Raw genomic sequence first — 15,562 nt, forward strand, 5'->3', positions numbered from 1 at the left:
GATCGGCGCGGGCGCGCCGCGGCTCTTCGAGCGGGTCACATCACCCTCCAGCCCTCGACGGTCTCGACCGGCCCCAGCTCCCGAGCCAGCTCGCGGAGACGCGCCGGGCGGAAGCCGGCGTCGCGCTCGACGACGAGGACGACGAACCTGTCGTCGGTGACGCCCGGACCCGGCTGCGACGGCGGCGTCACGGCGATCCGCGGGAAGAGCCGGCGCCGCGCCAGGAACGTCCCCACCGTCGCGAACGCGGCGAACAGGATCGTCAGCTCGAAGCTGACCGGGACCTGGGCCGGCAGCGCGAGCGGCGACTTCCCGCCGATGACGAGCGGCCAGTCGACCGCGTGCGTCCAGAACTGGAAGCCGAAGGCCACGCCCGCACCGAGGAGCCCTCCGGCGAGCGTCGCCAGCCCCAGCCGCGTCTCGGGCAGCCCGAGCGCCTCGTCCATCCCGTGCACCGCGTACGGCGTGTGGACGTCGTCCACCTCGAACCCGTCGGCCCGCAGCGCCCGGACGGCGGCGAGGGCCCGCGAGGGGTCGTCAAAGGCCAGCGTGTGGATTCGCCTGCGGGAGCCCATAGGCGAGGCGACGGCGCTGTCAGCGGACGGCATGGGGGGTCTCCCGTTGCTCTGCGAGCGTCAGCTTCACCTCGTGAAACGCCACGACCGGCGCGAAGCGCACGAAGAGGAGGAAGCAGGTGAAGAAGAGCCCGAAGCTCCCGAGGAGGATCCCCATCTCGACGAGCGTCGGCGTGTAGTAGCTCCACGAGGAGGGGAGGTAGTCGCGGTGGAGCGACGTCACGATGATGTTGAACCGCTCGAACCACATCCCGACGTTCACGAGGCACGCGGCGACGAAGAGGACGAGCGCCGAGCGCCGGGCGCGCGCCCACCAGAAGACCTGGGGCACGAGGACGTTGCAGGCGACCATCGTCCAGTAGGCCCACGCGTAGGGGCCGAACGCCCGGTTCTCGAAGGTGAAGCGCTCGTAGCGGTTGCCGCTGTAGAGGGCGATGCACAGCTCCGTGGCATAGGCGAAACCGACGATCATCCCGGTCGTCAGGAGCACCCTGGCCATCTTCTCGAAGTGGCTCGCCGTGATGTAGCGCTCGAGGCCGAGCACCTTCCGCGTGACGAGGAGGAGCGTGATCACCATCGCGAAGCCGCTGAAGACGGCGCCCGCGACGAAGTACGGCGGGAAGATCGTGGTGTGCCAGCCCGGGATGACGCTCGTGGCGAAGTCGAAGGAGACGATCGTGTGGACCGACACGACGAGCGGCGTGGCGAGCCCTGCGAGGAGGACGCAGGCCTTCTCGTAGCGCTGCCAGGTCCGCGTCCCCCCGTCCCAGCCGAGGGCCAGGAAGGCGTAGATCCGGCGCCTCCAGCCGGTGCTCCGGTCCCGCATCGTCGCGAGGTCGGGGATGAGGCCGACGTACCAGAAGAGGAGCGAGACGGTGAAGTACGTCGAGATCGCGAAGACGTCCCAGAGGAGCGGCGAGCGGAAGTTCACCGAGATCGGCCCGCGCGTGTTGGGGTACGGGAAGACCCAGAAGGCGAGCCAGGGACGGCCCATGTGGATGAGCGGGAAGATCGCCGCGCAGAGGACCGCGAAGATCGTCATCCCCTCGGCCGCGCGGGCGATCGAGGTGCGCCAGCGCTGCCGGAAGAGGAGGAGGATCGCGGAGATGAGGGTCCCGGCGTGCCCGATCCCGACCCAGAAGACGAAGTTGGTGATGTCGTAGCCCCAGCCCACGGTCCGGTTGAGACCCCAGACCCCGATGCCTCTCGACATGGTGTAGCCGATCAGGACCACCCCCAGCGTGAGGACCGAGGCCGCCGTCAGGAAGGCGCCCCACCAGGCGGGTCCCGGACGGCGCTCCATCGGGCTCGCGATCTCGTTCGTCACCTGCGAGAAGGTGGGGTTGCCGAGGATGAGCTCCTCGACGCGCTCGGCGCCGGCGCTCATGCGGTCTCCTTCCCCGCCGCCGCGCCCTCTTTCGTCCTCACCTTCGCCAGGTAGGTGACGGCGGGCCGCACGCCGAGCTCCGCCAGCACCTGGAAGGCGCGGGGGCTCTTCTTCATCGCCGCCACCTCGCCGCGCGGGTCGGTGGCGTCCCCGAACGTGATCGCCTTCGCGGGGCAGCTCTCCTGGCAGGCCGTCTTCCCGCCGAGACCGCGCCAGTCCTCGTGGCCGTCCCGCCGGGCCGCGATCCGGGTCGCCTGGATCCGCTGCACGCAGAACGTGCACTTCTCCATCACGCCCCGCGAGCGCACGACGACGTTCGGGTTCAGGACGAGCTTCTCCACCGGCGCGGCGGCGGGGTAATCGAACCAGTTGAAGCGCCGCACCTTGTACGGGCAGTTGTTCGCGCAGTAGCGGGTCCCGACGCACCGGTTGTAGACCTGCTGGTTCAGCCCGTCCTCGCTGTGGACTGTGGCCGCCACCGGGCAGACGGTCTCGCAGGGCGCGTTCTCGCACTGCGAGCAGAGCATCGGCTCGAAGAGGACGTCCGGGCTCTCGGCGTCTCCCACGAAGTAACGGTCGATCCGCAGCCAGTACATGTCCCGGTGCCGGCGCATCTCGTCCGGGCCGACGACCGGCAGGTTGTTCTCGGCCTGGCACGCGACGACGCACCCGCTGCACCCGGTGCAGGCGTCGAGGTCGATCACCATCTCCCACTTCGGAACGGTGGGCGGCCGGCCGGGCCAGAGGCTCTCGGCCTTGTGGTGCTCGTCGCTCTCGATCGCCTCGTCGAACCGGGAGAGCTGATAGACGATCGGCCGCCCCTCCGTCGTCCCGTGAGGCTGCATGAGCGGCAGGTCTTCGTGCCCGGCGGCCTTCGTTGCCGTCGCGGCGAGCCCCTGCGTTCGGAGGCGCCCCTCGAGCCGCGCGAGGCGATAGCCGTTCCGCCCGGCGACCCCGCCGTCGCCGTCCTTGCGGCCGAAGCCGACCGGGACGCCCAGGACCCTCGGGTCCTGCCCGGGGAGGATCCGCGCCGGGAGCGTGACCGAGCGTCCCGCCACCTCCACCCTCACGTGGTCGCCGTCCGCCACGCCGAGCGCCTCGGCACGCGACGGAGCGAGGCGCACGCAACCGGTCCAGGAGACGCGTGTGAGCGGGTCGGGCAGCTCGCGGAGCCACGGCACGTGCGCGCTCCGCCCGGCGCCGAGGCCGACCTGCGCCACGAGCTCCACCTCGAGCGCGGGGACCTCCGTCTTCGTCGCGACGGCCGAGGCGGCCGCGACGGCCGCGGCAAGCGCCGTCACGCTGCGCGCCAGCCCCTCGGAATCTGGCACCTGGGGCGGGAGCGGCGGCAAGGCGGCCGAGAGCTCCTCGGACCTGCCGTTCTGGAGGGCGCGGGTGAAGAGGCCGGAGAACGCGGCCCCCGCTCCGGCGCGCGTCTCCCAGCCCGCTCTCATCCGCTCCCGGTAGTCCGGACTCTCCTCGCCCGACCAGCGCAGGATGCTCTCCATCGGGTGCCGCGTCCCGTAGAGCGGGCGCAGCGTGGGCTGCGCGAAGGTCACGAGGCCCGCGCGCGGCTCGAAGTCGCCCCACCGCTCCAGGGCGTGGTGGGCGGCCGCGACCGCGCCGCAGGCCGCCGCGGTGGCGGTCGGTCGGTCGGTGATCGCCACCGACAGCGGGAGGCCGGCGAGCGCCGTCGCGAGAGCCTCGCCCCCCGGGAGCTCGTCCACCGGGTCGAGGTCGAGGACGAACACGGCGCCGGCGGCCGCCGACTCGACGTCCCCGAGGAACGCCGCGAGGTCCCGGTCGAGCCCCCGCCGGACGAGCGACGGCCGGACGACGTCGAGCGTCTTCCCTTCGTTCCCGAGAAGCCGGTTCGTGATCGCCACGGCGAGCTGCTCGGAGAGATCGTCGGAGGCGCTGACGACGAGGGAGCGCCCGCAGCAGGCCACCAGCTCGGCGACCAGCGCGGCAGCCCGTGCCGGCGTGGGTGGGTCCGGGACGGAGCCCAGTGCGGCCGCGACGTCGCCTGCGCCGGTCTTCCGGGCCACTCCGGCCGCAATGAAGAGGGCGAGAGCGCGCCGCTCGGCCGCCGTGGAGCTCCACCTCTCGTCCGCGGCCGCGCCGGTCAGCGAGAGCGAGCCCTCGATCTGCACGAGGCGGGGGGCTCCTCGGCGTCCGCTCTCCCGCCGCCGGGCCGCCCACGCCTGCGTGTGCGCGACGGGCTCCGGGCCGGTGGCCAGCGGATCTCCTCCCAGGGAGACGACGAGGTCGGCCTGAGCGAGGTCCAGCGCCGGAGCGAGCGGGCGGCCGGTCAGGAGCCCGTGGGCCTCGAGCAGCGCCGAGGAGGAGGCCGGGCCCGGGTCGTGCTCGACGAGGGTCCCGCCATACGGGGCGAGGAACCGCGCGACGGTCTCCCGGGCCGTCGGTCCCGACAGCGTGGGTGCGAGGACGAAGACCTTCTTCCCCGCCTCGCGCACCTCCCCGAGCCTCGCGAGAACGTGGGCGTCCAGCTCGGCGAAGGTGACCGGCCTGCCCCCGAGGGTCGGTCCCTGCAGGCGTCCCGCGTCGTACAGGGCGCGCACGTCGGCCTGCCCGATCGCGCAGAGGCCCCCCTTCGAGAGCGGGTGATCGGGGTGCCCCTCGAGCTTCACGGGACGCCCGTCGAGGGCCGACACCATGAGACCGCACGCGGCCGGGCACGCCGTGCAGGTCGAGGCGTAGTGAACCGGGACGCCCGGCGTGATCTCGTCCGGCGGCACGAGGTACGGCAGCGCGTGGCGCACCGGGGAGCGCTGGCAGGCCGTCAGCGTCACCGCCGCGCCGATGCCGAGCCCCCTGAGGAACTCCCGCCGGCTCGCGGGCGGAAGGGGCGGCTCGTCCCGCTCGTCCCTCTCGGGAGACGGGACCTCGGAGAGCGGGCCAAGAGGCTCGATCCACGGGGTCGGGTGCTTCCTTCGTCGGCTCATCGGAACGCCTTCCCCTGATCAGCGCATCCGCCATCTCAGTGATGGCAGACCGCGCAGTCGGTCAACCGGTTGGCCCGGGTCATCGGCGCGGTTCCGGGCGGAAAGGCCTCCTCCCGGGGCACGTTGAGCGCCGCGACCGCCGCCCTCTCGGCGGCTTTCGGCCAGCTGCGACGATGGCAGTCGAGGCACCAGCCCATGGTGAGGGCGCTCTCCTGGGTCACCCGGCCCATCGTCTCCACCGCTCCGTGGCAGGTCTGGCAGGCGACGCCCTTCGTCACGTGGATCGAGTGGTCGAAGAAGACGAAATCCGGAAGGCGGTGGACGCGGACCCACTCGATCGCCCGCCCCTCGGAGAGCGCCTTCTTCACCTTGACCACCTCCGGGTGGTCCTTCTGCACCTGTGCGTGGCAGTTCATGCAGATCGCCGCGGGCGGGATCCCCGCGTTGCGGCCACGCTCGGCCCCGTAGTGGCAGTACTGGCAGGGGATCTTCAGGGCGCCGGCGTGGACCGCGTGGGAGTAGACGACGGGCTGGTTCGGGGAGTAGCCGCGGTTCGTCGGCTCGCACGCGGCGAGGACGAGAACGAGGAGCCCCGCCGCCAGCGCGCGCCGCGCCGCTCGCCCGGGAGCGCTAGGCGGCCGCATGGGCGCTCGTCCTTCCGGAGCGGGAGAGGTGCCTCAGGAGCCCGACGAACGTCGCGCTCCAGGCGACGAGCGCCACGAACAGGAAGACGCGCGGCAGGAAGAGGAGGAAGGGCAGCTCCAGGACCTGAGCCAGCCGGAGCGTGCTCACGCTGTACATGCCGAGCGGGAAGACCGCTCCCCAGTAGAGCGGGTCGTAGGTCATCTCGAACCTCCGGTAGACGTGCCTCCAGACGGCGAGGATCACGAGCATCGGGATCCACCACGTGGCGGTCGCCCAGAACAGCGCGGTGAAGCCGAGTAGGAAGGGCCGCATCTGCCCGAGGAGGGCCGACCGGGGCACGTTGGCGATCAGGGTCGTCCCCGCGAGCGCGGAGATCGCCATCGCTCCCATGTTGACCCAGTAGGGGGGCATCAGGTCGGACGGCGCGAAGCGGAAGAACGTGTACCGGTAGAAGATGAGCGAGATCATCCAGATGTAGAGCATTCCGCCGCAGAGCCAGAAGACGAGGCTGAAGAAGAGGAGGGTGTCGTGCGGCCCGGGGAGGCGGCTCGCCACGAGCCCTCCCAGGTTCGAGATCGACTCCGTGGCCACGACGGCCACGAGCCAGCCGCCGCTGATCCCGTCCGCCAGGGTCGGCTTCACGTCCTTCACGGTGTAGGCGGCGAAGACCCCGTACGTCAGCACGACCCAGAGGACGACCGCCAGGAGGAGCAGCGCGACGGCCCCCGTGAGCTCCTCGCGCACGAGGACGCACTGGACGCCGAGGACGCTCGACCCCGCGACCATCGTGAAGAAGCCCACCCCGCGCTGGTGGTCGACGAGGTCCTCGAGGACGCGTCTCGGATAGCGCGCGACCCGCGCGACCGTGAGTGCCCAGAGGACGACGTAGGTCACGACGTTGACCGCGAGAAGGACGTCCGCCAGGAGGCCGAGGCCCAGCAGCTTGCACGCCACCGACACGATGCCGGTGGCCATCACCATGCCGAAGTAGGCCGGGTGGAGCCGCTCCAGGCTGGTCATGCGTCCCCCGGCTCCCGCCGGCGCAGCCGCTTCGCCAGGCCTTCCATCTCCCGGGCGAGCTGCTCGACCTCTTTCGCGATGGCGGGCTGCTCCATCTCGCGCGAGAACCGCGGGAGGCTGTCGGACATCATCCCCGTCACGACCCGGTGCATCCAAACGAGGCACGTGACCGACAGGCCGAAGAGGAGGATCCAGCAGGTCGTCCAGATGCCCGAGGCCCCCACGAGGGTGCCGAAGACGATCGGGAAGACGAAGCCCCCCAGGCCGCCGATCACCCCCACCAGCCCCCCCACGACGCCGACGTCCGCCGGGAAGTAGGTCGGGATGTACTTGTAGACGGCGGCCATCCCGATCCCCATGAACATCGCGAGCAGGAGAGCCAGCCCGGTGAAGATGTTCCGGTTGGCCTGGAAGTAGACGTGCGTGACGCCGCGGGCCAGGAGCTGCTTCCTGACGACGGCCTCCCCGGGCTTCACCGCCGGCTCGTGCCAGGAGTTCCAGGCCGGCCAGACCATGACGTCGCGGTCGTCGACGGTCCGATCCGGACGCACCGCGAGCGGGTACGTCCTGCCGGCCACGACGATGCCTCGAGGGGTGACCTCGTCCACGCGACCGGCCGACACGGCCATGATCCCCTCGCCGGGCGCGAAGACGTCCATGCGCGGCACGGCGAGCAGGACGCAGCAGGTACAGCAGCCGCCGAGCACCCAGTACATGACCCGCCGGGCCCCGTAGCGGTCCGAGAGCCAGCCGCCGACGGCGCGGAAGAGGCCCGACGGGAGGCTGAAGGCCGCGGCGAGGACGCCGGCCGCCGACACCGAGACCGAATAGGCGTTCACGTAGTAGGGGATCAGCCACTGCGCGAGCGCGACGAACCCGCCGAAGACGAGGAGGTAGTAGAGCCCGAAACGCCACACCCGCATCACCTTCAGCGGCTCGAGCCGCTGGGCGAGGCTCTTCGAGGCCGACGGCAGGCCCTCGCGGGTGTACGTGAAGAGCCAGAAGACGACGGCCGTCACGAGGAGGGCCGCGGCGAAGATCCGGGGGAGCGCCCGCCAGCTCTCCACGTGCGCCCCCTTCCCCGTCAAGGCCTGCAGCACGAACGGAGCCGTCATGCTCGTCAGGGCGGCGCCGACGTTCCCCATCCCGAAGATGCCGAGCGCCGTCCCCTGCTGCTCCTTCGGGAACCACGTGGCCGTGTACGCGACGCCGACCGCGAAGGAGCTCCCCGCGATGCCGAAGCCGAGACCGCCGGCGGCGAAGCTCCAGAAGCCGTTCGCGAAGCTCGTGAGGAACGCGGCCACGGCCGAGACGAGCAGCACGGCCGTGAAGACGACGCGCCCCCCGAAGCGGTCGGTCAGGATTCCGGCGGGGAGCCGCAGGAGGGACCCCGTCAGGACGGGGAGCCCGATCAGCCATCCCATCTCCGCCTTGTCGAAGGCGAAGGCCTTGTTGTCGACGAGGAACGTGACGAGGACGCCGTTCATCATCCAGACGGCGAAGCAGACGGTGAACGCCAGCGTGTTCATCGTCAGAACCGTCCAGGCCTTCGCGCGCCCGCTCATCCGTCTCTCTTCGGCCCCGGCGCTCTCAGCGCTTCGCGGCGCCCCGCGGCCGGTTCCAGACCACGAGCTGGTTCGGGCGCCAGAGGTACGGCACGGGGGCGACCAGGGCGTGGACGAGCCGCGTGAAGCTGAAGACCCCCAGGAGGACCCAGGCGCCCACGACGTGTATCTGCGCCGGGAGCTTCAGGTCGACCATCAGCTGGATCTCGGGCTGGAACCGGACGAGGGACCAGAGGTACGGGACGACGGTCTGCGTGTACCACGCGCTCCCCCACCGCAACGTGATCGCGACCCAGAGACCGGTGCCGATCTCGAACAGGAGGAGGACGTAGACGAGGATGTCGGCCGCCGACGTCACCACCCGCAGGCGGGGCGCCGCCGCGCGCCGCACGATGAGCGCCCCGAGGCCGAAGAGCGTCAGGAGCGCGGCCGCGAGCGCCGTGGACTCGAGGAGGAAGAGCCGGATCGGCACGCCGTTCCAGAGCGTCATCCCTCGAGGGAAGAGGAACCCCACGAGGTGGCCGAAGAAGAGCGTCAGTATCCCGAAATGGAACGGGACCGACCCCCAGAAGAGCTCCTTCGTCTCGAGGAACTGCGACGAGAGGCTGCTGAACGTGAACGGGTCCCGCCGGTACCTCTGGATCGACACCAGCAGGAAGAGGACGACCGAGACGTAAGGGAGCGCGGCGAAGAGCAGGACGTTAAGCAAGGGCGTCAGCCTCCAGGTCGACGTCGTCGACCCTCTCGGGCGGGGGAAGCGGTTCGCCGCCGCCGAGCGGCGCGAGGAAGGAGGGCAGCGCCCGCAGGACGTCGGCCCACGGGCTGTCGGTGTCCTTCAGGGCCTCCGTCATGCGCGTGAGCCCCGGGAGGAGGAGCGCGTCGACGAGCGTCTCCCGGTCCTCATCTGGCGGCAGCGCGGCCAGGAGCCTGAGGACGGCCGGCAGGTAGTCGGACAGCTCGCCGTCGCCGAGCGCCACGCCCGCCTTCCGCATCTCGGCCACGAGCCCCGAGAGGAGGGCGCCCCGCTGGTACGACTCGCCGAAGAGGTGATACCCGAGGTGGAGCGTGCAGACCGGCGACAGGTCGAAGAGCCCCGAGTAGCGCTCCTCGGCCCCGCCCGGCGCCGCCGACGACAGCCAGCCCGACAGCCTCGAGGAGCGCCGCGGACATCTCCGGCGCGACGTCCTCCGCCAGCCCGGCCCCCTCGAGGGCGCCGCGCGCGGACGAGCCGTTCGGGTAGTCGAGCGCGGCCGCGACCTGCCCGAGCGCGCAGGAGACGAGGGCCGGGTCGACCTCGGCGAGCCTCACGAGCCTCTCTCCGGCTTCTTGCGGAAGCCCATCCCCGCGAAGCCTTTCACCGCGAGCGGCTCGTCGAGCATCTCGATCGCCTGCTCGCGGTGCATCGGCGGGATCACGAACCGGTCGTCCGCCGGGGCGATCGACGTCAGGTAGTAGATCGCCTCGGCCTCTTCCACCGTGGTGTCCGCCTCGGCGAGGAGCCTCGTGGCGTCCTCGAGCGTCGACGTCGCCCACGGTCACCGCGCGGCGGTAGGTCCTCACCGCGAGCTGTTTGCGGAGCGCGTACCGCACGACGCCCTCGTTCCCGGCGCCGAAGAGGCTCGCCATGTACTGGAGCGGCAGGCGGTACTTGTCGATCGCGCCGAGGAACCCGACCGTCGTGTCCCGGGGACCCTTCTCGTCCCCCGAGCCGCCGGCGATCGTCGTGTCGTAGCCCTGCTCGCCGTTCGCGGCCATCACGGGGAGGAGCGGCGGGACGTAGAACAGCATGGGGAGCGTCCGGTGCTCGGCGTGAAGCGGCAGCGCCAGTCCCCACTCGACGACCCACTTGTAGACGGGCGACTTCTGAGCCGAGGCGATCACGTCGTCGGTGATGCCGGCCCGCTTCGCGGCCGCGATCACCTCCGGGTCCTTCGGGTCGAGGATCATCTTGCGCTGCGCCGTGACGAGGTCCTTCTCGTCGGCCGCCAGCGTCTCCTCGATCTTCTCGGCGTCGTAGAGGACGATCCCGAAGTAGCGGATCCGCCCGACGCACGAGTGGAAGCACGCGGGCGCCTGCCCGGTCTCGAGGCGCGGGTAGCAGAGGATGCACTTCTCGCTCTTGCCCGTGCCCCAGTTGAAGTAGACCTTCTTGTACGGGCACGCGGTGACGCAGAACCGCCAGGCGCGGCAGCGCTCCTGGCTGAGGAGGACGATCCCGTCCTCGCCCCGCTTGTAGAGCGCGCCCGACGGGCAGGCCGCCACACAGGTCGGGTTGACGCAGTGGTTGCAGATCCTCGGGAGATAGAAGAAGACGAGCTTCTGCAGCTCGAAGAGCACGCTGCGCTCCTCGGCCGAGACGTGGGCCAGGTTCGGGTCGTTCACCGCGTAGACCGGCGAGCCCCCGAGGTCGTCGTCCCAGTTCGGCCCGGCCTCGATCTCCATCTCCTTGCCCGTAATCATCGAGATCGGCCTGGCGATCGGCTGGTCCGCACCCTCCTTCGCGTCGAAGAGGTCCTTGTAGGTGTAGGTGAAGGGCTCGTAATAGTCGTCGATCGTGGGGAGATTCGGGTTGTGGAACACCGTCATGGCGCCCCGCACCTTCCCGACGGCGCGCACCTTCAGCTCGTCCCCGTCCTTCTCCCAGCCCCCCTTGTACTTCTCCTGGTCCTCCCAGGCCGTCGGGTAGCCCGTCCCCGGCTTCGTCTCGACGTTGTTCCACCACATGTACTCGGCGCCCTTGCGGTCCGTCCAGATGTTCTTGCAGGCGATCGAGCAGGTGTGGCAGCCGATGCACTTGTCGAGGTGGAAGACCATCGAGACCTGTGCGCGTACATCCATCGTCCTGCTCCTACAGCTCGACCTTGGACAGCTTCCGGACTCGGACCGAGGTGTCGCGGTTCACACCCGTGGGGCCCCAGTAGTTGAAGTGGTAGGTGAACTGCCCGTAGCCGCCCACCATGAGGACGGGCTTCAGCCGGATGCGCGTCAGGCTGTTGTGCCCCCCCGCCCGGCGTCCGCCGCGCAGCGGCGACTTCGGCACCCCGATCGTCCGCTCGGGCGCGTGGTACTGGATGCAGATGCCGGCCGGAATGCGGGCGGAGACCACCGCCCGCGTGCAGACCACGCCGTGGTCGTTGTGGATCTCGACCCAGTCGTTGTCGACGATCCCGATCTTCTCGGCGTCCCGGTCGCTCACCCAGAGCGGCTCGATGCCGCGCGACAGCGTCAGCATCCGGTGGTTCTCGGAGTAGGTCGAGTGGATGTGCCACTTGCCGTGCGGCGTCAGGTAGTTCAGGAGGAGCCCGTCGTCGATGCTCTCCCTCAGGTCGCCGTACTCGGCCGGGCGCGGCACCGGCTTGTAGACGGGCAGGTTCTCGCCGAAGTCCAGGTACCCCTGGTGGTCGAGGTAGAGGTGCTGCCGTCCGGTGAGCGTCCGCCACGGCAGGAGCTTCTCGACCTGCGTCGTGAAGGCCGAGTAGGCGCGCCCGTTCTCGACGAGCCCGGACCAGCACGGGCTGTTCAGGATGCGGCGCGGCTGCGCCTGCAGCTCCTTGTACGTCGTCCGCGCCGCCCGCGCCCCTTCGGCGAGGTCGACCAGCTTCAGGCCCGTCCTCTTCTCGAGGTACCTGTAGCCGTCCCAGGCGATCTCGCCGTTCGTCTCGGGGGCCAGGTGGAGGATCGCGTCCGCCGCCTGCTCCGCTTCCCGGATCGACGGCAGGACCCGGCCGTCCACCGTCTCGGTGACCCGCGTTTTCACCAGCTCGTCGAACTGGTCGGCCACGTTCAGCTTCACGCCGTGGGCGCCGATGCCGTCCCTCATGGCCGGGCCGAGCGCGACGAAGCGCTGGTGGAGCCTCCGGTAGTCCCGGGTGACGATCTTCATCGGCGACATCGTCCTGCCGGGGACCGGCTCGCACTCCCCCTTCGCCCAGTCCTTCACGTCGAGCTGCGAGATCTCGGCGTTCGTGTCGTGCTGGAGCGAGGTCATCACGAGGTCCTCGACCGGCTCCGGGAAATGCCGGATCGAGAGCTCGGACGTCCGGCCCGCGATGGCGCGGAACATGTCCCAGTCCGAGCGCGACTCCCACGCCGGCGGCACCGCCGCCGAGAGCGGGTGGATGAACGAGTGCATGTCGGTGGAGTTGAGGTCGGCCTTCTCGTACCAGGTCGCGGCCGGCAGGACGATGTCGGAGTAGAGCGCCGAGGTGTCCATCCGGAAGTTGATGTCGACGACGAGGTCGAGCTTCCCCTCGGGCGCGTCGCGCCACGTCACGTCGTCCACCTTCCCCTCGGCCTTCTCGGTGGCGATGAGGTTCGTGTGCGTGCCGAGGTAGTGCTTGAGGAAGTACTCGTGCCCCTTCGCGCTCGCCATCAGCGCGTTGCCGCGCCAGATGAACCAGACGCGCGGCCAGTTCTCCGGGGCGTCCGGGTCCTCGACGGCGAACTTCAGGTCGCCCTTCTTCAGGCGGTCGACGGTGTGCGCGACGACCTCGGCCTCCGTTTTGGCCCCCTGGGCGCGCGCCTTCTTCACCACCTCGATCGAGCTCTCGTTCCACTGCGGAAAGAACGGGAGCCAGCCGTTCTTCACGGCCTTCACCTGGAGGTCGGCGGTGTGGCCCTTGGCGATGGTGGTCGGGGACGGCTCGTCGGGGACCGGCTGGTACTCGGTGAACTCCGCCTCGTAGCGCCACTGGTCGCAGTGCATGTAGTGCCACGAGGGTGCGTTCTGAAGGCGGGGCGGGCTCGCCCAGTCCCGCGCGAAGGCGATGTAGGACCACGGCGCGACCGGCGCCAGCTTCTCCTGCCCCACGTAGTGGTTCAGGCCGCCGCCGTTCTTTCCGACGCAGCCGGTCAGGATCAGCGCCACGATACCCGCCCGGTACATCAGGTTGTTGTGGTACCAGTGGTTGATCCCGGCCCCGATGATGATCGAGCACTTCCCGCCCGTTCGCTCCGCCGTGCTCGCCCACTCGCGCGCGAAGCTGACGACGGTCTTCCGGTCGATCCCGGTCAGCTTCTCCTGCCAGGCGGGCGTGTACGTGAGGTCGGCGTCGTCGTAGTCCCGGGGGTATTCGCCCGCCAGCCCGCGGCTGACCCCGTACCGGGCCATCAGGAGGTCGAAGATCGTCGCGACCCGGACCTTCTTTCCGTCCTTCGTCGCGAGCGTGACGGACGGGACGCCGCGAAGGACGACGTTCTCGGACTCGTACTGCTCGAACTCGACCTGGAGGACCTCGCCTTTCCGGTCGAGGAGCGAGAGCGCCGGGTCGATCGGCTCACCCGTCCTGGCGTCCTCCAGCTTCAGGTTCCACTTCCCGTCGGCCTCGCCCCAGCGGTGCCCGACCGCTCCGCCCGGCATCTTCGGAAGGCCGGTCTTCGTGTCGAGGACGAGGAACTTCCACTCCCCGTTCTCCTCGGCGGAGTACTCCGCGACCTGGCCGGCGTGGACGAGCCGCCCCGCCCGGTAGCCCCGGGCCGTCGGCGTCAGCTCCACGAGGAACGGACAGTCGCTGTACTGCTTCAGGTACGACTGGAACGCCGGGGTCGGGCGGTCGGCGTGGAACTCCTTCAGGATGACGTGGCTCACGGCCATCCAGAACGCGCCGTCCTGCCCCGCGTGGAGCGGGATCCACTGGTCGGCGTACTTGGAGACCTGCGAGAAGTCGGGCGACAGGACCACGAGCTTCGTCCCGTTGTGGCGCGCCTCGGGGAGGAAATGGCAGTCCGGGGTCCGCGTCATGTTCGGGTTGGACCCCATGACGGCGATCATCTTGGAGTTGAACCAGTCCGCGCTCTCGGCCACGTCGGTCTGCTCGCCCCAGATCTCGGGCGAGGCCGGGGGCAGGTCGCAGTACCAGTCGTAGAAGGAGAGGTTCACGCCGCCGAAGAGCTGGAGGAAGCGGGACCCCGCCGCGTAGGAGAGCTGGGACATCGCGGGGATCGGGGAGAAGCCGACGACGCGGTCGGGACCGTACTTCTTCGCGGTGTAGACGTTCGCCGCCGCGATGATCTCCATGCACTCGTCGAGCCCGGCGCGCCGGAAGCCCCCCTTGCCGCGCGCCCGCTGGTAGCGGCTCCGCTTTTCCGGGTCGGACTGGAGGGATGCCCACGCGTCGACCGGATCCTGGTGCTTCTTCTTCGCCTCGGCCCAGAGGTCGAGGAGCGCGCCGCGGACGTAGGGGTACTTCACCCGGATGGGCGAGTAGAGGTACCAGGAGTAGGAGATCCCGCGCTGGCAGCCCCGCGGCTCGTACGGAGGGAGCGAGCGGTCGAGGAGGGGATAGTCGAGGGCCTGCATCTCCCAGGTGACGATCCCTTCCTTGACGTAGATGTTCCACGAGCAGCCGCCCGTGCAGTTCACCCCGTGCGTGGAGCGCACGACCTTGTCGTGCTGCCAGCGGTTCCGGTAGAACTCCTCCCAGGAACGGGTCTTCGGGCTGACGAGGTCCTTGATCCACTTCACGAGAGATGCTCCTTCCCGTTCTCGCGACGCCGCGTGAGGGGCTGCCGCACGCCGCGGAGCCGGCGTCCCCAGGCGACGTTCAGGGCGACGAGGACGGCGAGCGACCCGATACCGCCCGCCAGGGACACGCTCCACGAGTCGTCCCGGGCCGGCTCCCCGCCCAGGTTCGCCTCGTAGAGGAACGCCCGGAGCGCGAAGGCCTCGCTCGCCTCGAGCGGATGGACCGCGTAGACCTTGTTCATGAGCGGGAACGCGGGGCTCTTGAGGGCGGTGTCGAGACCCTCGTCTCCCAGGCGCGCGAAGACGTTCGTGAGGTCCTTCGCGAGGCGTCCCCCGCCGAGAAGGCCCTTCGACCCCCTCACCGTGTGACACGAGACGCACGGAGCGCCCCCGGCCTTCATCGGGGCGAGCCCCAGGAAGAGCTCGCGGCCGACCGCCCTGTCGCGCGGCGTGGCGGTCGTCGCGGCGACGAACCGGCCCGCGAGGTTGCACGGCTCCGTCGAGCAGCGGATCACGAGGTCCACGAGCATCCGGGACTCCGCGTCGGAGAGGCCGAGGTCGGGCATCCTGACGCCCTTGAACTCGGCGAGCAGGTTCCGCGCGTCGGGGTCGCTGTCGAGGAGGGCGCTCGGCGTCTTCACGAAGAGCTCGAGCCAGGCCCGGCTCCGCCGCTTGGCGACGTCCTTCAGGTCGGGCCCGACGCGGACCCCCTTGCCCACGGTGTGGCACGAGCCGCACTTCCTGGCGAAGAGGTCCTCGGCCGGAGACTGCTCCTGCGCCTGAGGTGGTGCCGCGGGCGCCGCAGCCGTCGCGGTGGTCGCGGCGGGGACGGTCGACGGCGCGGCGGGCGCCGCAGCCGAGGTCGGGGCCTGGGCCGACAGGGGGGCGGAGAGGAGAAGAGGGGGCAGGATCCAGAGGAGAGCTGGTCGCACTCGTTTCCC

The 15,562-nt window shown here is 70.4% G+C and carries 10 protein-coding genes and 1 pseudogene; all 11 read right to left on the reverse strand.

What is annotated here, in order from left to right; genetic code table 11:
* Positions 1-35 precede the first annotated feature (35 nt).
* A complete protein-coding gene (locus tag IPN03_03365) occupies positions 36-608 on the reverse strand; it encodes a DUF3341 domain-containing protein (GenBank protein ID MBK9372779.1) in 573 nt (190 codons plus the stop codon).
* Complete coding sequence (nrfD, locus tag IPN03_03370; GenBank protein ID MBK9372780.1) at positions 595-1,962, reverse strand: polysulfide reductase NrfD; 1,368 nt, start codon at positions 1,960-1,962, stop codon at positions 595-597. The genes IPN03_03365 and nrfD overlap by 14 nt, the downstream gene beginning before the upstream one ends.
* Entirely contained in the window at positions 1,959-4,928 is a 2,970-nt protein-coding gene (locus IPN03_03375) for a 4Fe-4S dicluster domain-containing protein (GenBank protein ID MBK9372781.1), read from the reverse strand. Before IPN03_03375 ends, nrfD begins: the two co-directional genes overlap by 4 nt.
* A 35-nt stretch (positions 4,929-4,963) precedes the next feature.
* The gene (locus tag IPN03_03380; protein ID MBK9372782.1) at positions 4,964-5,572 is read right to left on the reverse strand and encodes a cytochrome c3 family protein; all 609 of its coding nucleotides are present in this window, start codon (positions 5,570-5,572) and stop codon (positions 4,964-4,966) included.
* Positions 5,559-6,593: a tellurite resistance/C4-dicarboxylate transporter family protein gene (locus IPN03_03385; GenBank protein MBK9372783.1), complete on the reverse strand. Its 1,035-nt coding sequence runs from the start codon at positions 6,591-6,593 to the stop codon at positions 5,559-5,561. The genes IPN03_03380 and IPN03_03385 overlap by 14 nt, the downstream gene beginning before the upstream one ends.
* Positions 6,590-8,158 carry a NarK/NasA family nitrate transporter gene (locus IPN03_03390; protein ID MBK9372784.1) on the reverse strand — a complete coding sequence of 523 codons (1,569 nt, stop codon included), beginning with the start codon at positions 8,156-8,158 and terminating at the stop codon, positions 6,590-6,592. The genes IPN03_03385 and IPN03_03390 overlap by 4 nt, the downstream gene beginning before the upstream one ends.
* Before the next feature lie 25 nt (positions 8,159-8,183).
* Positions 8,184-8,867, reverse strand: coding sequence for a respiratory nitrate reductase subunit gamma (gene narI / locus IPN03_03395; GenBank protein ID MBK9372785.1), 684 nt, complete (start codon positions 8,865-8,867; stop codon positions 8,184-8,186).
* Positions 8,860-9,306, reverse strand: coding sequence for a nitrate reductase molybdenum cofactor assembly chaperone (narJ, locus tag IPN03_03400; GenBank protein ID MBK9372786.1), 447 nt, complete (start codon positions 9,304-9,306; stop codon positions 8,860-8,862). The genes narI and narJ overlap by 8 nt, the downstream gene beginning before the upstream one ends.
* Positions 9,307-9,462: 156 nt before the next feature.
* Positions 9,463-10,996 (reverse strand): annotated as a pseudogene (gene narH / locus IPN03_03405) (nitrate reductase subunit beta).
* Positions 10,997-11,006: 10 nt separating this feature from the next.
* Positions 11,007-14,621 carry a nitrate reductase subunit alpha gene (locus tag IPN03_03410; GenBank protein ID MBK9372787.1) on the reverse strand — a complete coding sequence of 1,205 codons (3,615 nt, stop codon included), beginning with the start codon at positions 14,619-14,621 and terminating at the stop codon, positions 11,007-11,009.
* The gene (locus IPN03_03415; protein MBK9372788.1) at positions 14,618-15,553 is read right to left on the reverse strand and encodes a cytochrome c; all 936 of its coding nucleotides are present in this window, start codon (positions 15,551-15,553) and stop codon (positions 14,618-14,620) included. The genes IPN03_03410 and IPN03_03415 overlap by 4 nt, the downstream gene beginning before the upstream one ends.
* Positions 15,554-15,562 lie beyond the last annotated feature (9 nt).

This window comes from Holophagales bacterium (genome assembly GCA_016719485.1).
Taxonomy (GTDB): Bacteria; Acidobacteriota; Thermoanaerobaculia; order UBA5066; family UBA5066; genus UBA5066.

What these genes read in the sequence shown, in the direction of transcription:
- nrfD (MBK9372780.1), bottom strand. Translation starts at nt 1,962, where the DNA reads ATGAGCGCCGGCGCCGAGCGCGTCGAGGAGCTCATCCTCGGCAACCCC.
- IPN03_03375 (MBK9372781.1), bottom strand. Translation starts at nt 4,928, where the DNA reads ATGAGCCGACGAAGGAAGCACCCGACCCCGTGGATCGAGCCTCTTGGC.
- IPN03_03365 (MBK9372779.1), bottom strand. Translation starts at nt 608, where the DNA reads ATGCCGTCCGCTGACAGCGCCGTCGCCTCGCCTATGGGCTCCCGCAGG.
- IPN03_03380 (MBK9372782.1), bottom strand. Translation starts at nt 5,572, where the DNA reads ATGCGGCCGCCTAGCGCTCCCGGGCGAGCGGCGCGGCGCGCGCTGGCG.
- IPN03_03385 (MBK9372783.1), bottom strand. Translation starts at nt 6,593, where the DNA reads ATGACCAGCCTGGAGCGGCTCCACCCGGCCTACTTCGGCATGGTGATG.
- IPN03_03390 (MBK9372784.1), bottom strand. Translation starts at nt 8,158, where the DNA reads ATGAGCGGGCGCGCGAAGGCCTGGACGGTTCTGACGATGAACACGCTG.